This window comes from Janthinobacterium sp. GW822-FHT07A03 (assembly GCF_058798815.1).
This window is the reverse complement of the sequence record NZ_JBXAKW010000004.1, coordinates 500,867-519,340: the sequence shown is the minus strand read 5'-3', so window position 1 is coordinate 519,340 and position 18,474 is coordinate 500,867. Positions and strand designations below refer to the sequence as shown.

Here is an 18,474-nt window from a genome sequence, read left to right as displayed (position 1 = left end):
TGCCACCTATTCTGGGTTGGCACTCCACTTACAACGCAAACGGAACCTTCATGACGACGTCCACCACCACCTTGCCCGGCATCCTGTTCGTCTGGACCAGCGCCGACCCCGATCACGAGCTTGATTTCAACCGCTGGTACGACCGCGAGCACGTGGAAGAGCGCGTGCGCATTCCCGGCTTCGTCAGCGGCACGCGCTACCAGAGCGTGCGCGGTCCCCGCAAATATCTGGGTCTGTACCGCACCGTGTCGCTCGCCGCCTTTCAGACGCCCGACTACTTCAAGGCTTTCAGCCAGCAGACGCCATGGTCGCTGACGAATCTGCAGCGCATGGTCGATCCGATGCGCCGTGTCTGCGCCATCGAGGCGGAAACAGGCATGGGCACGGGCGCCTGGCTGGCCGTGCTGCGCCTGGGTGCATCAGCCATCGGCCAGGATGCGCAAGCGGTGGCCGGCTTTGCCACGCTGGGAACGACGCTGCTGCAGATCGACGGCGTCATTGCCACGCGCTTGCTCACGCCCGACGCCAATCTGTCCGGCCCCCTGCCGGCGGAACGGAAGGAGGGCCGCGTGCTCGATCCGATCCTCCTGATCGACGCATCGTCCGAAAGCGCTGCCGTGGCAGCCGCTGATGCCGCCAGCGCGGCGCTGGGGCTTGACGGGGAACAGGCTGCCATCCTGCAACTGTCCTGGCAGCTGCGCGAGGCCGACCTGCACGCTGCCTGACGCGCCGCAAGCGCATCTTGCCGGCACTGATAACACGAGACACGGGCCACGGCGCAGGGCAAAGCATCCTGCGCCGGGCCTGCAATAAAACTGACGAGAGAGGTAGGCAATGACCACATATACAACGGCAAGCGCTGCGCATCCTGCGGCCCAGGCAGCGGGCGACAAGCCCCAAACGGGCCGCCTGGCCACGGCCAGCATGGTCGGCACGACCCTGGAATGGTATGACTTCACCGTCTACAACACCATGGCCGCGCTGATCTTCAACCACCTGTTCTTCCCTTCCTTCGATCCGCTGACGGGCACCATCCTGGCCTTTTCCACGTATGCCGTCGGCTATATCTCGCGCCCCATCGGCGGCGTGATCTTCGGCCACCTGGGCGACAAGCTGGGACGCCGCTGGGTGCTTGTGGTGACCCTGATGCTGATGGGCGTGACGACGGGCCTGATGGGCCTCCTGCCCACGTACGCGACGGCCGGCATCTGGAGCCCCGTCCTGCTGGTGGCGCTGCGCTTCGTGCAGGGCATCGCTTTGGGCGGCGAATGGGCCGGCGCCGTGCTGATCTCCGTAGAGCACGGCGCGCCGGACAAGCGTGGCCGCAATGCTTCGTGGACGCAGGTAGGGCCGTCGTTCGGCACCTTGCTGGCGACGGGTTGCATCGGCCTGATCACCTATCTGCTGCCGCATGAAGCGTTCATGGACTGGGGCTGGCGCATGCCGTTCATCGCCAGCCTGCTGCTGGTGGCGTTTGGCATGTGGATACGCAGCGGCATCGAGGAAACACCGCTGTTCAAGGAACTCGACCAGCAGGATGCCAAGGCTGAAGCGCCGATCGGCGACGTGCTGCGCCTCTATTGGCGCCGTCTGCTGATCGCCGGCGGCGTGCGCATCGGCTCGGACGTGCTGTATGCGCTGGTGGTGGTGTTTACCCTGACGTATGTGACGACGGTGCTGCATTTGTCGTCGACCCTGGCGCTCACCGCCATCATGATCGGCACGGCCTGCAATGCGCTGTCGGTGCCGCTGTTTGGCGCCCTGTCGGACAAGATCGGCCGCCGTCCCGTGTATGCGCTGGGCGCCGTGCTGGGCCTCGTGTGGGCGTTTGCCTTCTTCACCTTGCTCGATACGGCCAGCCCGGCCGCCATCGTCACGGCCGTCGTCGTGGGTCTGGTCATCCACGCCATCATGTACGGCCCGCAAGCGGCCTTCGTCATCGAGCAATTCCCCACCAAGGTGCGCTATGCGGGTTCCTCGCTGGCCTACACCCTGGCCGGCGTCATCGGCGGCGGCTTCGCGCCGCTCGTCATCGCCAGCCTGTACCGCTCGTACAACAGCACCATGGTCGTCTCGCTGTACGTGGCGGCAGCCTTGCTGATCACCGGCGCGGCAGTTTTTGCCGCGCGCGAAACGGGCCGCGGCCCCCTGGAGGAATAAAATCATGACGACATTGCATTTTCAACTGGCCGGCCACGGCCCCGTCACCTTCGACATCGATAACTTGATCATCGCTGGCTGGACGGGCCGCGACATGGCGATGGTGGAACACCACATCGCCGAGCTGGAAGCGATCGGCGTGGCGCGTCCGAAAAGCGTGCCGACGTTTTACCGCGTGGCGGCGGCGCTGCTGTCGAGCGACGCAGCCATCGAAGTGCCGGGCGGCGACTCGTCGGGCGAAGCCGAATTCGTGCTGTTCTCCACGGAATGCGGCCTGCTGGTGGGCATCGGTTCCGACCACACGGACCGCAAGGTGGAAAGCTATGGCGTGACGGTATCGAAGCAGATGTGCGGCAAGCCCGTGGGCGACACCCTGTGGCGTTATGCCGACGTGGCCGGCCACTGGGACCAGCTGCAGATGCGCTCCTGGCGCGAACGCGCCGGCGTGCCGGCCCTGTACCAGGACGGCCCCGTGACGCGCATGCTGTCGCCGGAAGACCTGATCCTGCGCTACACGGGGCAAGCAACGCTGCCGGTGGGCAGCGCCATGTTCTGCGGCACGCAGCCTATCATCGGCGAGATGGGCCATGGTGACGCCTTCGAGCTGGAGCTGTATGATCCAGCCTTGCAGCGCCGCCTGCAGCACCGCTATGCCGTGCAAACCCTGCCCGTGGAAGGATAAGAGAATGACCGAACTGACCAAGACCATCCGCGAACTGGCGGCCGACCTTACTGCCGGCCGCATCACCAGCGTGGCACTGACGGAGCGGATGCTGGCGCGCGCCGAGGCCCACCGGGCGCAGGGCGGCCATGCCTATGTCAGCCTCGATGGCGAACAGGCGTTGATGGAAGCGCGGGCCAGCGATGCGGCGCGCGCCGCCGGCATCATTGCCTCGCCGCTGGCCGGCATCCCCATTTCGATCAAGGACCTGTTCGACGTCAGGGGGCAGACCAGCCGCGCCGCCTCGCTGGCGCTGGCCGGCGCGCCGCCCGCCGACGCCGATGCGGGCGCCGTGGCGCGCCTGCGCGCGGCCGGCGCCATCCTGCTGGGGCGCACCAATATGAGCGAATTTGCGTTTTCCGGCCTGGGCTTGAATCCCCATTACGGCACGCCGCGCAATCCGCACGACGGCGCGCGCGTGGCGGGCGGCTCCACCTCGGGCGGCGCGGTGACGGTGGCCTTGGACATGGCGGCCGGCGCGCTGGGCACGGATACGGGCGGCTCGATCCGCATTCCATCGGCCTTTTGCGGTCTGACGGGCTTCAAGCCGACGGCGGCGACTGTGTCGCTGGCCGGCACGGTGCCCCTGTCGCGCTCCCTCGACTCGGCCGGCCCCATCGCCCGCAGCGTCGATTGCTGCGCCATCTTGTATGCAGCGCTGTCGGGCCATGACATCGGCGCGCAGGCGCCGGCACTGAAAGGCTTGCGCTTCGGCTTTACCCTGGACTACGTCGGAACGCACGTGGAGCCGCAGGTGCAGCAGGCTTTCGATGCCGCGCTGGACAAGCTGCGGCAAGCCGGCGCCCTGGTGGAACAGTTCGATTTCCCCGAGTTGCTGGAGCTGCCGACGATTAATGGCGGTGGCGGCCTGGTGGCGGCGGAAGCCTGGCACTGGCACAGGGCGTTACTGGAAGAGAAGGGCGCGCAGTACGACCAGCGCGTGGCGGCGCGCATCCGCCGCGGCCAGCAGCAGGGCGCGTTTGACTACATCGACCTGCTCGATGCGCGCGCGCGCCTGATTGCCATCGCGCAGCAGCGCCTGGCGCCGTTCGACGCCTGGCTGATGCCCAGCGTGGCCATTCTGGCGCCGCAGGTTGCGCCGCTGGAAGCGGACGACGCCACTTTTTTTGCTACGAACGGCCTGGTGCTGCGCAACGCCAGCGTCATCAACTTCCTAGACGGCTGCGCGCTGTCGCTCCCTTGCCATGCCGACGGCGAGCTGCCCGTGGGGCTGGGCATCTGCGGCCTGGCCGGCGCCGACGATACAGTGTTGCAAATCGGCCGCGCCGTGGAGGCGTTGTTGCGGGGGAGTGGAAAAGAATAGTGCCGTAGTGCAGGAAAATGCCAATTCTGTCATGATGGCTGGCATTGACATGGGATAGTCGCGCTGCGGGCGCCGGCAAACTTCACACTGTGCACCGATACGACCTGATTAGCTGTCATGACTGCGGCGTGCTGTACCGCAAACGTCCGCTGCGTCCACGCGAAAAGGCGCGCTGCATCCGTTGCCGCTCGGTGCTGTACCGCGCCGCGCCAGGCCGGGGCGCCTCGGCCGAATTGAGCAAGGTGGTGGCGCTCACCCTGGGCGCCGCCTTTGTCTTCCTGATCGCCCAGTTTTTCCCCATCGTCGAACTAGACGTCAATGGCCTCACCTCCAGCGCCACCTTGCTCGGCTCCATCCGCGTGCTGTGGTCCGAGCAGATGCACATCGTGGCGACGATGGTCTTCCTGTTTACCATCCTCTTTCCCGCCATCGAGCTCGGTTCGCTGCTGTACGTGGCGCTGGGCTTGCGCGGCGGCGTCAAGGTACCCGGATTCAACCGCGTGCTGCGCGCCGTGCAGACGGCGCGCGAATGGGGCATGACGGAAGTGCTGATGATCGGCATTCTGATCACCGTCGTCAAGATGACCAGCCTGGCCACGGTGCTGCCGCAACCGGGCTTGTTCGCGTTTGGCGCGCTCACCGTACTGCTGGCCATCGTCGTCTCGTTCGACCCCAAGGCCCTGTGGAACCTGGGCGACGACCTGACCCGGCAAGCGCTGCCCGGCATCCGCTACAAGGCCTTCGCGCCCGGCGAGAAGGTCGTTCCCTGCCATGCCTGCGGCCTGGTGGCGCCGCCCGTGGGCAAGGGCAGGCACCTGGCCTGCGTGCGCTGCGGCACGGCCCTGCACGTGCGCAAGCCGGACAGCATCAACCGCACCTGGGCCTTGCTGATCGCCGCCATGATCCTCTACATTCCCGCCAACCTGCTGCCCGTGATGGTGACGCAATCGCTGTTCGGCGCGCAGGACGACACCATCATGAGCGGCGTGGTGCTGTTCTGGACCAGCGGCTCGAAGGGCCTGGCCATCATCATTTTCATCGCCAGCGTGGTCGTGCCCATGCTCAAGCTGGGCGTGCTGGCGTTGCTGGCGTTCACGGCGCAGCGGCGTTCGCGCTGGCGGCCGCGCCAGCGCACCATCTTGTACCGCATGGTCGAATTCATCGGCCGCTGGTCCATGCTCGACATCTTTGTCGTCACCCTGACGGTGGCGCTGGTGCGCTTCAAGTCGCTGGCCGTGATCACGGCGGGACCCGGCGCGCTGGCCTTTGGCGCCGTGGTGGTGCTGACCATGCTGGCGGCGATGCAGTTCGACCCGCGCCTGATCTGGGACCCCGTCGACGGACATGTGCCTGGCGAGGAAGAACCCGTGGTGGTGGCAAATACCGGAAACAATACAGTGATTGGAGAACAGCATGTCTGACAAAGAAGCGGGCGGTCCTGCCGAAACGGGCGGCCGTCCATTGCCGGAACCTGATGTGGAACAGGGCAGCCGCTGGCTGCCGTCGCTGGTATGGCTCATTCCGCTGCTGGCCGCGCTGATCGGCGCCGGCCTGGCCGCCAAGTCCATCCTCGACCAGGGACCCACGGTGACGGTCAGCTTCAAGAGCGCCGAAGGCCTGGAGCCGGGCAAGACCAAGGTCAAGTACAAGGATGTCGATATTGGCCAGGTGCGCGCCATCACCCTGGGTGACGACTTGAGCAAGGTCCTCGTGACGATCGACATGAGCAAGGAGGCGCGCCGTTTCGCCACCGCCGATTCGCGCTTCTGGGTGGTGCGCCCGCAGATCGGCGCCAGCGGCGTGACGGGCCTGGGCACCTTGCTGTCGGGCGCCTACATCGGCGTTGACACGGGCAAGTCGGAACAGAAGAAGGAGAACTTCATCGGCATGGAGAGTCCGCCCGCCGTGGCGGGGGACCAGAAGGGCAAACTGTACACCCTGCATGCGGACAGCCTCGGCTCCGTCGATGTGGGTTCGCCTCTGTTCTTCCACCGCCTGAGGGTGGGCAAGGTGGTCAGCTTCGCGCTGGACAAGGATGGCAACGGCATCACCATGTCGGTCTTCGTGAACGCGCCGTACGACCAGTTCGTCGGCAAGAATGCGCGCTGGTGGCATGCCAGCGGCGTCGACGTGCGCCTCGATTCCAACGGCTTCAAATTGAATACGCAGTCGCTGGCCGCCATGCTGGTGGGCGGCATCGCCTTCGAGGCGGAAAACGGCCGCAAGCCCGTCGAACCGGCGCCGGCCGGCACCAATTACCGCCTGGCGGCCGACGAGGCCAGCGCCATGCGCGAGCCCGATGGCGAGGCCATCACCACCGTATTCTATTTCGACCAGTCGCTGCGCGGCTTGCAGGCCGGCGCCACGGTGGATTTCCGCGGCATCGTGCTGGGCGAGGTGCGCTCGGTCGGCATCGAGTTCGACCCCGTGAAGAAGAACTTCCGCATGCCCGTCACCGTCAACCTGTACCCGGCCCGCCTGGGCATGCGCTTCAAGGCGGCCGTCGACGATGAGGAAGGCTCGGCCGGCCACCAGCTGCTCGAACGCATGGTCAGCCGTGGCTTGCGCGCGCAGCTACGCACGGGCAATCTGCTGACCAGTCAGCTGTACATCGCGCTGGACTTCTTCCCGAAAGCGCCGAAGGTGGCGCTCGATCCGAACAGGTATCCGCTGGAAGTGCCGACCGTGCCCAATACCCTCGATGAATTGCAGACGCAGATCGCCAGCATCGCCCGCAAGCTCGATCAGGTGCCGTACGCTGAGATCGGCAATAACCTGAACGCGACCATCAAGCAGGCCAATACCCTGTTCAAGCAGCTCGATGGTCAGGTGGTGCCGGAAATGCGCGATACCCTGACGGCGGCGAAACAGACCTTCGGCACGGCCGAACAGGTGCTGCAAAAGGATTCGCCGCTGCAGTCGGACGTGCGCCAGGCCTTGCAGCAGCTGACGCAAACCCTGCAATCGCTCAATGCCCTGTCGGATTACCTGGAACGTCATCCCGAGTCCCTGATCCGCGGTAAAAAAGGAGATGAAAAATGATGAAGCCGATGTTTGCCGCGCTGCTGGCGGCCAGCCTGCTGGGCGCCTGCTCCACGCCCCAGCCCGAGCATTTCTACACGCTCAGCGGCGGCGCCGACGCGCAGCCGTCCAAGCCCGTGAAATACTATGTCGAGGTGCTGGCCGTCAGCGTGCCGCAGCAGGTGAGCCGCAACCAGTTCGTCGTGACGGCGCCGTCGGGCCGCATCGAATTGCTGGAGCAGCAGCGCTGGGCGGGGCCGCTGGCCGGCGAGATCGGCCAGGCCCTGTCGACGGCCGTGACGAACGACCTGGGCGCCATCGATGTGTTCCGCACGCCATACCCGGACAAGCTGCCCGTGTACCGTATCAGCACCAATGTGCAGCGTTTCGAGTCCGTGATGGGCCAGTATGCGCTGATCGATGCTGTGTGGAGCGTGCGTCAGCTGGCCAGCAGCAAGGTGGTTACTTGCCGCACGATAGCCAATGAAAAGGTGGGCGGCGGCTACGATGAACTGGTGCTGGGGCACCGCCGCGCCGTGAACCGCATCGCCGCTGATGCGGCCAGTGTCGTGCGTGCTTTTGACAACGGCAACGCCGCCTGTCCGGCTGTCTGAGCCGCTTTCCGCTACCCACTCCTGGCCGCCGCTGGTAAAATGCGGCCATGGGAATGACCTTGTTCACGCGCCGCTTTGCCGCCTGGATCGCCTGTTTCGCGATCTTGCTGGCGGCGCTCGCGCCGTCGATTTCCCAGGCCGTCGCCAACGCCAAGCAGGAGTCCGGCTCCGGCTGGGCGGAAATCTGCTCGGTGGCCGGCATCCGTTTTGTGCAGCTTGATCAGGCCGATGACGGCGCCGCCGATGGCAAGTCTGGCGGCAAGGCCATGCAGATGGAGCATTGCGCCTTCTGTTCCACGCATGCGGGTTCCGTCGGCCTGCCGCCGGCCAGCCCCGTGCTGCCGCTGCTTGTGGCCAGCGGCACGGCCATCTTCCCGGCCCTGTACTACCAGTCCCCATCCCCGCCGTTCATCTGGTCCACCGCGCAGTCGCGCGCACCGCCCCGTCTCATTTAAGTTTTTGTATTTTTAGTACTTGCCCTGCGCGCCTTCCAGTGCGACGGGGCAGCATCCGCACACTTAAACGAGAATCACATGAACAAGAAACTGTTGGTGCTGGCCTTGGCCGGCACCGTGGCCTACCCCTGCGCGCGGGCGCAATCCGATCACGATATCGACACGGTCGTCGTTTCCGGCTCGCGCGCGCAATCGTGGCTGTCCGAGACGCCGCAGGCCATCGGCGTCGTCAATGCCAAAACCCTGGAACGCGACAAGCCCAGGACCATGGGCGATATCCTCAACCGCATCGCCGGCGTGTACTGGAACGACCTGGGCAACGAGCAGCACAGCATGAGCATCCGCCAGCCCATCGGCACGAATGCCGTCTACCAGTACCTGGAAGACGGCATACCCATCCGCCCGCTGGGCGTCTTCAACCACAATTCGCTCAACGAGATGAACATGGCGGGCGCCAGCGGCGTGGAAGTGGTGAAGGGCGCCGCCTCGTCGCTGTACGGCAGCAATGCCGTCGGCGGTGCCGTCAATTTCCTCACGGCCGGCGCCAGCGCGACGCCGACGGCAAGCGTGGGCGTGCGGCGCGACAACGTGGGCGGCTTCACCCGTTATGACACGTCCGCCAGCGATACCTGGGGGGCGCTGGGACTGCGCTTTTCCCACTACAGTTCGCGCCGTTCGCGCGACAACTGGCAAGAGTACAGCTATGGCGACAAGGATTCGTTTTCGCTGCGCGCCGACTATGCGCTCAGTCCCACCTCGCAGCTGCGCGCCACTATCGTGCACACGGATCTCGATGCGGCCATGACGGGCAGCCTGTTCGAGGACGATTACCGCCATGCCCCCGGCAAGAGCCTCAATACCTTCACCTACCGCAAGGACAAGACCACGCGCATGAATCTGGCGTGGGAGGGCGCGACGACGGCCAATGGCACGAGTACCGTCACCGTGTTTACGCGCAAGAACGACCATGGGCAGATTCCCGCCTATTCGATAGGCAGTTGCGCGGGGCTGCTGTGCAAGGGCGTCATCAACAACAACCATGTCGATTCGCTGGGGCTGGATGTGAAACACCAGCAGGAATTCGCGTGGCTGCGTTCGCGCCTGGTCGCCGGCGTGTACGTGGACAAGAGCGACAATCCCTTCGTCAGCGACAATCTCTCCATCGTGCGCGACGCGGCCACGGGCCGCTACTTGCGCTACTCCCTGGCCAATGCCAGCAACCCGCAGGGCGTGCGCGACTACCAGACGGACATTTTGAACACGGCCGTCTTCGCGCAGTGGGAATTTTCTCCGCTGGCGGGCACGCGCGTGGTGCTGGGCGGACGCTCGGACGCCATCCGCTACGATTACCATAATAATCTGGCGCCGGGCGGCAGCGTCAATTACGGCGCCCCCGACGAGTCGCGCAGCTTTTCGCACGCGAGCCCGAAGCTGGGCGCCACCTACGCCATCGGCCATGCGGGCAGCGTGTATGCGAACGTCAGCCAGGGTTTTACGCCGCCCGAAGTGAGCCAGCTGTATGGCAAGACGGGCATCGCCGACCTGCAGCCGTCCGTCTACAACAACTATGAACTGGGCTTGCGCTGGGCCTTTTTGCAGGGCCGCTTGAAACTCGACACGGCCCTGTACCGGCTCGACGGGCGCGACACCATCGTCAGCTACACGCTCTCGCCGGGCAACAGCGAAAACCGCAATGCGGGACGCACGCGCAGCGAAGGGCTGGAACTGGGCCTGAACTACGACAGCGGCCCCTTCGACGCGCGCTTCGCCACGGCCATCGCGCGCCACCGCTATCTGCGCTATCAGGTCTCCAGTACCCTTGATTACAGCGGCCGCACCATGCCGCAGGCGCCGCGCGACATCACCTCGTTCGAGATCGGCTACAAGCCCGTGACGGGCGCGCGTATCGCGCTCGAAGCCGTGCATCAGGGCCGCTACTGGATGAACAATGCCAACACGGTGGAGTATGGCGGCCACGCGCTGCTGAACCTGCGCGCCAGCTACCAGCTCGCGCGCGGCCTGGAAGCATGGGCGCAGGTGCGCAATGTGGCCGATAAGCGCTATGCCGATTCGGCCAGCAGCAGCTATGCGGGCACGGGCAGCTACGCGGCCAATACGCAGAATCAGTACACGCCCGGTGCGCCGCGCAGCGTGATGCTGGGCCTGGCCTATACCTATGACGGACTGTGAGGATGGCCATGGACGACGCAACCTTTCTTGTCGCACGGCGCAAAAGCCTGTACTGGCGCATCCACTTCTGGGCCGCGCTGATCGCCTCGCCATTCGCGCTGGTGGCCACCCTGACGGGGATTTTGTATATCTTCACGCCGCAGATCGAGGCCAGGCTGTACCAGCACCTCGATCACGTGGCGCCGCAGGCATCCATGCTGCCGCTGGACGCCGCCGTTGCCGCAGCAGAGCGGGCGGCCCCGCGTGGCTGGACGGTGCAGCACGTGGTGCCGCCATTTCAGCAGGACGACGCGGTGCAGGTGGCGTTCGCGCCGCCCGGCGGCGCGCCCGATGAACATGCGGGCCATGGCGGACATGCCGCGCCGGTCAAGCCGGCATTCGGCCTGCCCGCGCAAGCCATCGTCGTCTACGTGAATCCTTACGATGCGCGCGTGCTGGGCAGCCTGGCCAGCAGCGAGCGCTTCGGCAACTGGGCGAAAAAGCTGCATTCGCGCCTGCTGCAGAACGATGGCTGGCGCTGGATGATCGAGCTGGCCGCCAGCTGGCTGATGGTGATGCTGGTGACGGGCGTGGTGCTGTGGTGGCCGCGCGGCGCGCAATCGGGTTTGCCGAAGCGGGGCGCGCGGGGCCGCAACGGCTGGCGCCAGTGGCATGCTTTTCTCGGCGTCGCGCTCGGCATCGTCAGCGTCGTGATCCTGACGACGGGCTTGACGTGGAGCCAGCAGGCGGGCGGGCGCGTCCGCGCGCTGCGCGACGTCAGCGGTCAGGCGCCGCCGCCCGTGCCGCGCGGCCTGCATTCGCGCGAGGAGGGCGCTCCGCTCGACTGGCAGGATGCCTGGCAAGTGGCGCGCAGCCATGCGCCCGCCATCGCCGTGCAGCTGACCGCACCGGCCAGCCAGGAAGATGTGTGGCGCGCCACCATGGCCGACCGCAGCCAGCCCACCTTGCGCTTCGACCTGCAATTCGATGCCTACAGCGGCAAGCCCCTGTATTACGCGGGCTGGGAGGCGCAGACGGCGTTCGGCAAGGCTACCGCCATCGGCATCCCCTTCCACCGCGGCGAATTCGGCTGGTGGAATCAGGCCTTGCTGCTGCTGTTCGGCGCCAGCGTGCTGTTTTCGCTGGTCTCGGGCTGGGTGATGTTCTTCAAGCGGCGCCTGCCAGGCTCGCTGGGCTTGCCCAGGCTGTTGCCGGGCGCGTGGACCTCGCCGTCCGCGCTGGCCTGGCTGGTGGCGGCCGGCATGTGCGCGCTGATGCCGTTGCTGCTCGTTTCCGGCAGCCTGCTGATGCTGCTGGAACTGGGCCTGGCAAAATGTGGGCCGCGTATCGGCAGGATGCGACTGCGCTAGAATAAGGGGTGCGGCCAGGCTCGTTGCCACGGGCCGCCCCTTTGCAATGGCTGAACCATGGTATTCATCGATTTTCCCGCCTTGTCCACGCTGGCCGCCGCTTCGGCCGGCGTCACTCAAAAATGCAGCTGCTGCGCCGTTCCGCTCGATGCCTGGCAACGCCTTCCCACTTCGCTGGAACTCGACCGGTTTGAAGAAGTCGGCACCCTGCGGGAAGACCCGTACGAGGAACCGACGTTTGCCGAATACCACCCGCAGGGCACGCGCTACGACGGCGCCGATGCGCCCATCGCGCCGCGCTACTATCCCGCGAACCTGAGTCAGGTGGCCCGCTGCCTGAACTGCGGCCGCCACTACCTGCGCTACAACGAGGCGGGTGGTTACTTCACGGAGCTGCGCATCCGCGCGCTGCGTCCGGAACTGCTGGCCGACGCGCCGCTGTCAGCGTGAGGGCTACAGGCTTTCCTTGACGTGCGCGATGCCGTGTTCATCGTAGATCGAATACACGGCGGCGAGGATATTTTCCAGTTCCGGCGAGCGGTCCATATGCCGCATGCTGAATAAAATGGGCGAGAACGCGTGTTTGTCGTCCAGCTTGCGGTACACGACGTTCCGGTGATGCATGGCCTGCACGCTTTCCGGCACGATGGAAATGCCCTGGCCGGCCGCCACCAGTCCCATGGAAATCTGCAGTTCGCGCACTTCTGTGACGGGGCCGGGCGTGACATTGCCTTCGCTGAACATGCTCAGCACCTGGTCGGCAAAGCTGGGACGGGGCGCTTTCGGATACACGAGCAGGGTTTCATGCACCAGGTCTATCAGGCGCAAGCCGCCTTCCCCGTTGGCCAGCCGGTGTCCGGGCGGCAGCGCGACCACCAGCCGCTCCTCGCGCAGCAGGATGCGGCGGATGCTGGGGTCTTCGCTTTTCAGGCGTCCAAAGCCCACGTCGATGCGGCCTTCCTTCAGGGCCTTCAACTGCTGCACCGTCGTCATTTCATGCAGGGTCACGTCGACCTCGGGATGGCGTTCGCAAAAGCGGTGCACGATGTCGGGCAATTCCCCATACAGGGTCGAGGCGACGAAGCCGATCGACAGGGTGCGTTCCAGCTTGCCCACGCGCTGCGTCATCGCCTGCAGGTCGCGCACCTGGTCGAGCAGGGGCCGTGCATGGGCGAGGAAGAACTCGCCCGCTTCCGTCAGCCGCAAGGGCCGCGAACCCTTTTCGATCAGCGCCACGCCCAGGGTTTCTTCTAGCTGCTGCATCTGCCGGCTCAGCGGCGGCTGCGCGATGTGCAGGCGTGCGGCGGCCCGCGTGAAGTTCCTTTCCTCTGCTACCGCAACGAAGTAGCGCAAGTGCCGTAATTCCATCTTCATACCTTTCAGGTATAGGTTTGATACCAACTCGGTGTTGGACGTGGGGACATTCGGGGAATATCGTGTCACCACTCCACAGAATTATACGGAATAAATATGATTCAAAATATCGAGACCTACCTGGTCGATGTGCCAACCATCCGTCCGCACCGGATGTCCGTCGCCACCATGAATACGCAGACCCTGGTGCTGGTGCGGCTGCGCTGCGCCGACGGCATCACCGGCTGGGGCGAGGCCACCACCATCGGCGGCTTGAGCTACGGTGGCGAAAGCCCGGAAAGCATCAAGACGAATATCGATACCTATATCGCGCCCCTGTTGGTCGGCATGGAAGCGAGCGAAGTCGCCAAGGCGATGGCCAGGGTGCGCAAGGTCATCCAGGGCAACCGCTTTGCCAAATGCGCGATCGAGACGGCGCTGCTGGACGCGCAGGCGCGCCGCCTGAACGTGCCGCTGTCGGAATTGCTGGGCGGCCGCGTGCGCGATGCGCTGCCCGTGGCCTGGGTGCTGGCCAGCGGCGACACGGCGCGCGATATCGCCGAAGGGGAAAAAATGCTGGAACTGCGCCGCCACCGCATCTTCAAGCTGAAGATCGGCCTGCGCGACGTGATGGACGACGTGGCCCACGTGCTGGAGATCAAGCGGGCGCTGGGCGAACGGGCCAGCGTGCGGGTCGATGTCAACCAGGCCTGGAGCGAGACGGACGCCGTGCGCGGCATCGCCGCGCTGGAAGCGGGCGGCATCGACCTGATCGAACAGCCTGTCAAAGCCGGTAACCGTGCCGCGCTGGCGCGCCTGAAGCAGCGCTTCGACGTGGCCATCATGGCCGATGAAGCCTTGCACGGCCCTGCCGATGCGCTGGCGCTGGCCCAGGCCGATGCGGCCGACGTGTTTGCCGTAAAAATCACCCAGTCGGGCGGCTTGCTGCCCGCGCTGGAAGTGGCCACCGTGGCGCGCCTGGCCGGCGTGGGCCTGTACGGCGGCACCATGCTCGAAGGCGGCGTCGGCACGGCCGCCACGGCCCACGTCTGTTCCACCTTTGCCGAACTGGCCTGGGGTACGGAATTGTTCGGGCCTTTGCTGCTGACGCAGGAAGTCTTGCGCGAACCGCTCGTGTACCGCGACTTCATGCTGCAGGTGCCGACGGGCCCGGGTTTGGGCGTCGAGATCGATATGGACAAGCTGCATACGATGCAGCGTCAATAAGGAGAAACCATGTTATTCCATGTACGCATGAACGTGAACCTGCCGTTGAGCGTGCCCGCCGAGCAGGCGGCGCAGCTGAAGCAGACGGAAAAGGAACTGGCGCAGTGCCTGCAGCACGAGGGCAAGTGGCGCCACCTGTGGCGCATCGCCGGCCAGTACGCCAACATCAGCGTCTTCGACGTGGACAGCGTGGACGAGCTGCATAATTTGCTGACCTCGCTGCCGCTGTTCCCCTACATGCAGATCGACGTGATGCCGCTGTGCCGCCATCCTTCGTCGGTGCGCGACGACGATTCCTGAGGAGACATGCGATGACGCATACAGGCAACGACACTGCCGGGAAAACGTGCGAGGCGGATGGTATTCGCCTGCATTACCGCACGGATGGCGACCGTGCCAAACCCTGCCTGGTCCTGTCGAACTCCCTCGGCACGGACCTGTCCATGTGGGAGGCGCAGGCGGCCGCGCTGGCCGGCGACTTTTTTGTCGTGCGCTACGACACGCGCGGTCATGGCCAGTCGGCCAGCGGCAGCGCACCGTTCGGCATCGAGCGGCTGGGCCTGGATGTGGTGGCGCTGCTCGACCACCTTGATATCGCGCGTGCCGCTTTCTGCGGCATTTCCATGGGCGGCTTGACGGGCCAGTGGCTGGGTATACACCAGCCGCAGCGCTTGACGCAGCTCGTGCTGGCGAATACGGCGGCGCGCATCGGCGGCGCCGCGCCGTGGCAGCTGCGGGCGGAGCAAGTTCGCCGCGACGGCATGGCCGCAGTGGCCGCGAGTGCCGCCACGCGCTGGTTCACGCCGCAGTTTATCGCGCGCGAAGCGGACACGGTGGCGCGCATGGTGGCCACCTTGCGCAGCCAGGATGCCGGCGGCTACGCGGCCTGCTGCGACGTGCTGGCCCACGTGGACTTGCACGACGCCGTCGGCGCGATAGCCGTGCCGACCCTGATCATCGCCGGCGAGCACGATCCCGTGACCACCGTCGACGACGGGCGCTGGCTGCAGCAGCAGATCGCGGGCGCCCGCCTGGCAAGCCTGCCCGCCTCGCATATCTCGAACGTCGAGGCGGCGGACTTGTTTACGGCGCAGTTGCGGACCTTTTTGTTGTGAGGCTTGCTGTACCGTATAGGTATGGCAGGAATTTGACTTTCCCCTGAGCACCGCCACCGGCTCGTCCGGCATGCGGCAGGGGAAGCTTTCTTGAAAAAATAATAATAAGAAAAGCAGACTTGGAGTAGACGGATGGAAAACAGATTAATCATCATCGCTGCGATCACGGTGGGCTATTTCGCCCTCATGTCGTACATTACCTATAGCGTGCGCAAGCATGCCAACAGCGCCGAAGGCATGACGGCGGGCGGGCGCAACTATCCCGCCTACCTGATCGGCGCGCTGCTGTTGTCGGAATTTATTGGCAGTTCCGTCAGCATCGGCACGGCACAGAAGGGCTATGAACTGGGCATTTCCGCCGCGTGGAATCTGGTGGCGCTGTCGCTGGGCTTCTTGTTGCTGGCCATCGTGCTGGTCAAGAAATACAAGGAAAGCGGGCAGTCGACGATTTCCGGCATCCTGGCGCAAACGTACGGCGAGCCCGTGCGTTATGCCGCGTCCGTCCTCACCATCGTTGCGCTGGGCATCGTTGCCGTGGCCCTGTACGCGAGCGGCGGCGCCGTGCTGGCGGCTGTGTTGCATATCAACAAGACGGTAGCGATCCTGCTGGTGGGCGCCATTACCGTGATCTATGTCAGCCTGGGCGGCATGCGCTCGGTCGTGTACACCAATTTTGCCCACTCCATCGTCAAATACCTAGGCGTGATCCTGGCGCTGGCGTATGCGCTGGAAGCCTCCGGCGGCATCGGCGCGCTGCAGGCGCAACTGCCGGCCAAGATGTTCAACTGGGTCGAGATCGGCTGGGGCCAGATCATCGCCTGGATGATCGGCGGCATCGGTTCCATCTTCGCCACGCAATACGTGATCCAGGCCCTGGTCAGTACGGATAACCCGGCCGTGGCCAAGCGCGCCTGCTATTACGTGTCCTCGCTGATGATTCCGTTCGGCCTGATGGCGGCCCTGATCGGCATGTGCAGCGCCGTGCTGTATCCTGGCATGAAGTCGATCGATGCGTTTCCGACCCTGATCGCGCACATGCCCGCGTTTTCCGCCAGTATCATGATCGTCGGCCTGGCCGGCGCCCTGTTCGGCGGCATTTCCGCCACTACCCTCGCATCGGCCACCCTGGCCATGAAGGATTTCTATGACCCCTGGTACAACAAGGCGAAGAATGACGCGAAATCGCTGATGTTCCTGCGCATCGCCATCGTCGTGGCCGGCCTGCTGCCGCTGGTGCTGGCGCTGTATGCGGAAAAACTGCTGATGATTGCCTTCCTCGGCAAGGCCCTGCGCGCCACCCTGGCCGTGCTGGTGCTGATGGCCTTCTACGCGCCGAAATTCGGCACGCCGCGCGGCGCCTTCGTCGGCGTGATCGTCTCCGTGATCGCCACCATCGGCTGGTTCCTGGCGGGCAATCCGTATGGCGTGGACAGTTCCTACCTGGCGCTGGCCGGTCCGTTGCTGACCATGGGCATCAGCCACCTGTTCAAGCCGGCGCACGCTGTGGCGAAGCCGGCATCGTCGTCGCGCCTCTAGTTTGCCCCGACCCTCAGACCAGCCCCGTCATGTAATAGAGGGCAATGACGAGGAACACGGCCACCGTCTTGATGACGGTGATGCCGAAGATATCGCGGTAGGACTGGCGGTGCGTGAGGCCCGTGACGGCCAGCAGGGTGATCACGGCGCCATTGTGCGGCAAGGTATCCATGCCGCCGCTGGCCATCGCCACCACGCGGTGCATGACTTCCAGTGGAATATGGGCCTGTTGCGCGGCCTGGATAAAACTGTCCGACATGGCCGCCAGCGCGATGCTCATGCCGCCCGAGGCCGAGCCCGTGATGCCGGCCAGGGTCGTGACGGAAACGGCTGCGTTGACGAGCGGATCGGGCACGCTGCGCAAGGTGTTGCTGACGGCAAGAAAGCCGGGCAGGGCCGCGATGACGCCGCCGAAACCGTATTCGGACGCCGTATTCATGGCTGCCAGCAAGGCACCCCCGACGGCCGCCTTGGTGCCTTCGGCAAAGGCGGCACGGATGCGCCCGAAGGCCGTCACGCACACAAGTAAAATTCCCAACAGCAAGGCGCCTTCCACGGCCCAGATACCGGTCACGGAGGCTATCGACGTGGACACGGGCGCATGCAAGCCCGGCAGGGCCTCGGCGGTGAGTACGTAACTGTCGCCATACCAGTGCGGGATCAGCTTGGTCAGCGCAAAGTTGGCCACGCCCACCAGCACCAAGGGCGCTACTGACAGCAGCGGATGGGGCAGGTCGCCCGCGTCGGCCGTGGCCTTTTCGGCCTCGGCCCCATACCCTTCGCCCGTCGCCATGACGGAACGGCGGCGCCATTCCAGGAAGGCCAGTCCCATGATCACCGTCAGCACGGCGCCGATGGTGCCCAGCCACGGCGCGGCCCAGCCGGTCGTGTTGAAAAAGGTGGTGGGGATGATGTTCTGGATTTGCGGCGTGCCCGGTAAGGTATCCATGGTGAACGAGAACGCGCCCAGGGCGATGGCGCCCGGCATCAGCCGCTTGGGGATATTGCTCTGGCGATACAGCTCGGCCGCGAACGGATACACGGCAAACACCACCACGAACAGCGACACGCCGCCATAGGTCAGCGCGGCGCACACGGCAACGATCACGGCATTCGCGCGCGAGCTGCCGATGTAGCGGATGGCCGCCATGACGATGGCCTGCGAAAAACCGGACAGCTCGATCAGCTTGCCGAACACGGCGCCCAGCAAAAAGACAGGGAAATACAGCTTGATGAAGCCCACCATCTTTTCCATGAAGATGCCGCTGAAGACGGCCGGCACGGCAGACGGATCGGTGAGCAATACGGCACCGAGCGCGGCGACGGGCGCAAACAGGATCACGCTGTAGCCGCGATAGGCGGCCAGCATCAGGAAGGCCAGTGCGGCCAGAACTATCAGGAAAGACATA

17 protein-coding genes are annotated in these 18,474 nt (G+C 65.2%); 15 read left to right on the top strand and 2 right to left on the bottom strand.

What is annotated here, in order from left to right:
- Nucleotides 1–50: 50 nt before the first annotated feature.
- From AC1RJW_RS14620 to AC1RJW_RS14570, 11 genes are all read left to right on the top strand, one after another.
- On the top strand, nt 51–725 hold the full coding sequence (locus AC1RJW_RS14620) for a hypothetical protein (RefSeq protein ID WP_493045540.1): 675 nt from the start codon (nt 51–53) through the stop codon (nt 723–725).
- Nucleotides 726–834: 109 nt separating this feature from the next.
- Nucleotides 835–2,160 (top strand): MFS transporter, encoded by a 1,326-nt coding sequence (locus AC1RJW_RS14615; protein ID WP_493045539.1) that lies wholly within the window; start codon nt 835–837, stop codon nt 2,158–2,160.
- Between the two features lie 4 nt (nt 2,161–2,164).
- Nucleotides 2,165–2,842, top strand: coding sequence for a DUF2848 domain-containing protein (locus AC1RJW_RS14610; protein WP_493045538.1), 678 nt, complete (start codon nt 2,165–2,167; stop codon nt 2,840–2,842).
- 4 nt (nt 2,843–2,846) lie between these two features.
- Nucleotides 2,847–4,205 carry an amidase gene (locus AC1RJW_RS14605; protein ID WP_493045537.1) on the top strand — a complete coding sequence of 453 codons (1,359 nt, stop codon included), beginning with the start codon at nt 2,847–2,849 and terminating at the stop codon, nt 4,203–4,205.
- A gap of 128 nt (nt 4,206–4,333) precedes the next feature.
- Entirely contained in the window at nt 4,334–5,626 is a 1,293-nt protein-coding gene (locus AC1RJW_RS14600) for a paraquat-inducible protein A (RefSeq protein WP_493045536.1), read from the top strand.
- Nucleotides 5,619–7,247: a PqiB family protein gene (locus tag AC1RJW_RS14595; protein WP_493045535.1), complete on the top strand. Its 1,629-nt coding sequence runs from the start codon at nt 5,619–5,621 to the stop codon at nt 7,245–7,247. Before AC1RJW_RS14600 ends, AC1RJW_RS14595 begins: the two co-directional genes overlap by 8 nt.
- Nucleotides 7,244–7,840 carry a PqiC family protein gene (locus AC1RJW_RS14590; protein WP_493045534.1) on the top strand — a complete coding sequence of 199 codons (597 nt, stop codon included), beginning with the start codon at nt 7,244–7,246 and terminating at the stop codon, nt 7,838–7,840. The genes AC1RJW_RS14595 and AC1RJW_RS14590 overlap by 4 nt, the downstream gene beginning before the upstream one ends.
- Nucleotides 7,841–7,887: 47 nt before the next feature.
- Nucleotides 7,888–8,295, top strand: coding sequence for a DUF2946 domain-containing protein (locus tag AC1RJW_RS14585; RefSeq protein WP_493045533.1), 408 nt, complete (start codon nt 7,888–7,890; stop codon nt 8,293–8,295).
- Nucleotides 8,296–8,373: 78 nt separating this feature from the next.
- Nucleotides 8,374–10,485 carry a TonB-dependent receptor family protein gene (locus tag AC1RJW_RS14580; RefSeq protein ID WP_493045532.1) on the top strand — a complete coding sequence of 704 codons (2,112 nt, stop codon included), beginning with the start codon at nt 8,374–8,376 and terminating at the stop codon, nt 10,483–10,485.
- A gap of 8 nt (nt 10,486–10,493) precedes the next feature.
- A complete protein-coding gene (locus AC1RJW_RS14575) occupies nt 10,494–11,834 on the top strand; it encodes a PepSY-associated TM helix domain-containing protein (RefSeq protein ID WP_493045531.1) in 1,341 nt (446 codons plus the stop codon).
- A gap of 57 nt (nt 11,835–11,891) precedes the next feature.
- Nucleotides 11,892–12,284 carry a hypothetical protein gene (locus AC1RJW_RS14570; RefSeq protein ID WP_493045530.1) on the top strand — a complete coding sequence of 131 codons (393 nt, stop codon included), beginning with the start codon at nt 11,892–11,894 and terminating at the stop codon, nt 12,282–12,284.
- Nucleotides 12,285–12,287: 3 nt separating this feature from the next.
- On the opposite strand, the gene AC1RJW_RS14565 is transcribed toward AC1RJW_RS14570, so the two are convergent.
- On the bottom strand, nt 12,288–13,202 hold the full coding sequence (locus AC1RJW_RS14565; RefSeq protein WP_493045529.1) for a LysR family transcriptional regulator: 915 nt from the start codon (nt 13,200–13,202) through the stop codon (nt 12,288–12,290).
- A gap of 102 nt (nt 13,203–13,304) precedes the next feature.
- On the opposite strand from AC1RJW_RS14565, the gene AC1RJW_RS14560 reads away from it, so the two are divergent.
- The 4 genes from AC1RJW_RS14560 (at nt 13,305) to AC1RJW_RS14545 (ending at nt 17,065) form a co-directional block, all read left to right on the top strand.
- Nucleotides 13,305–14,414: a muconate/chloromuconate family cycloisomerase gene (locus AC1RJW_RS14560; RefSeq protein WP_493045528.1), complete on the top strand. Its 1,110-nt coding sequence runs from the start codon at nt 13,305–13,307 to the stop codon at nt 14,412–14,414.
- A gap of 9 nt (nt 14,415–14,423) precedes the next feature.
- Complete coding sequence (catC, locus tag AC1RJW_RS14555) at nt 14,424–14,714, top strand: muconolactone Delta-isomerase (RefSeq protein WP_493045527.1); 291 nt, start codon at nt 14,424–14,426, stop codon at nt 14,712–14,714.
- A gap of 11 nt (nt 14,715–14,725) precedes the next feature.
- Nucleotides 14,726–15,529, top strand: a complete 804-nt coding sequence (pcaD, locus tag AC1RJW_RS14550) for a 3-oxoadipate enol-lactonase (protein WP_493045526.1) — start codon at nt 14,726–14,728, stop codon at nt 15,527–15,529.
- Nucleotides 15,530–15,661: 132 nt separating this feature from the next.
- Nucleotides 15,662–17,065, top strand: a complete 1,404-nt coding sequence (locus AC1RJW_RS14545) for a sodium:solute symporter family protein (protein ID WP_493045525.1) — start codon at nt 15,662–15,664, stop codon at nt 17,063–17,065.
- 13 nt (nt 17,066–17,078) lie between these two features.
- Here the strand turns inward: AC1RJW_RS14545 and AC1RJW_RS14540 are convergent, their stop codons facing one another.
- Nucleotides 17,079–18,473, bottom strand: a complete 1,395-nt coding sequence (locus AC1RJW_RS14540; protein WP_493045524.1) for a GntP family permease — start codon at nt 18,471–18,473, stop codon at nt 17,079–17,081.
- Between the last annotated feature and the right edge of the window lies 1 nt (nt 18,474).

What these genes read in the sequence shown, in the direction of transcription:
- AC1RJW_RS14620 (WP_493045540.1), top strand. Translation starts at nt 51, where the DNA reads ATGACGACGTCCACCACCACCTTGCCCGGCATCCTGTTCGTCTGGACC.
- AC1RJW_RS14615 (WP_493045539.1), top strand. Translation starts at nt 835, where the DNA reads ATGACCACATATACAACGGCAAGCGCTGCGCATCCTGCGGCCCAGGCA.
- AC1RJW_RS14610 (WP_493045538.1), top strand. Translation starts at nt 2,165, where the DNA reads ATGACGACATTGCATTTTCAACTGGCCGGCCACGGCCCCGTCACCTTC.
- AC1RJW_RS14605 (WP_493045537.1), top strand. Translation starts at nt 2,847, where the DNA reads ATGACCGAACTGACCAAGACCATCCGCGAACTGGCGGCCGACCTTACT.
- AC1RJW_RS14595 (WP_493045535.1), top strand. Translation starts at nt 5,619, where the DNA reads ATGTCTGACAAAGAAGCGGGCGGTCCTGCCGAAACGGGCGGCCGTCCA.
- AC1RJW_RS14590 (WP_493045534.1), top strand. Translation starts at nt 7,244, where the DNA reads ATGATGAAGCCGATGTTTGCCGCGCTGCTGGCGGCCAGCCTGCTGGGC.
- AC1RJW_RS14585 (WP_493045533.1), top strand. Translation starts at nt 7,888, where the DNA reads ATGGGAATGACCTTGTTCACGCGCCGCTTTGCCGCCTGGATCGCCTGT.
- AC1RJW_RS14580 (WP_493045532.1), top strand. Translation starts at nt 8,374, where the DNA reads ATGAACAAGAAACTGTTGGTGCTGGCCTTGGCCGGCACCGTGGCCTAC.
- AC1RJW_RS14575 (WP_493045531.1), top strand. Translation starts at nt 10,494, where the DNA reads ATGGACGACGCAACCTTTCTTGTCGCACGGCGCAAAAGCCTGTACTGG.
- AC1RJW_RS14570 (WP_493045530.1), top strand. Translation starts at nt 11,892, where the DNA reads ATGGTATTCATCGATTTTCCCGCCTTGTCCACGCTGGCCGCCGCTTCG.
- AC1RJW_RS14565 (WP_493045529.1), bottom strand. Translation starts at nt 13,202, where the DNA reads ATGGAATTACGGCACTTGCGCTACTTCGTTGCGGTAGCAGAGGAAAGG.
- AC1RJW_RS14560 (WP_493045528.1), top strand. Translation starts at nt 13,305, where the DNA reads ATGATTCAAAATATCGAGACCTACCTGGTCGATGTGCCAACCATCCGT.
- catC (WP_493045527.1), top strand. Translation starts at nt 14,424, where the DNA reads ATGTTATTCCATGTACGCATGAACGTGAACCTGCCGTTGAGCGTGCCC.
- pcaD (WP_493045526.1), top strand. Translation starts at nt 14,726, where the DNA reads ATGACGCATACAGGCAACGACACTGCCGGGAAAACGTGCGAGGCGGAT.
- AC1RJW_RS14545 (WP_493045525.1), top strand. Translation starts at nt 15,662, where the DNA reads ATGGAAAACAGATTAATCATCATCGCTGCGATCACGGTGGGCTATTTC.
- AC1RJW_RS14540 (WP_493045524.1), bottom strand. Translation starts at nt 18,473, where the DNA reads ATGTCTTTCCTGATAGTTCTGGCCGCACTGGCCTTCCTGATGCTGGCC.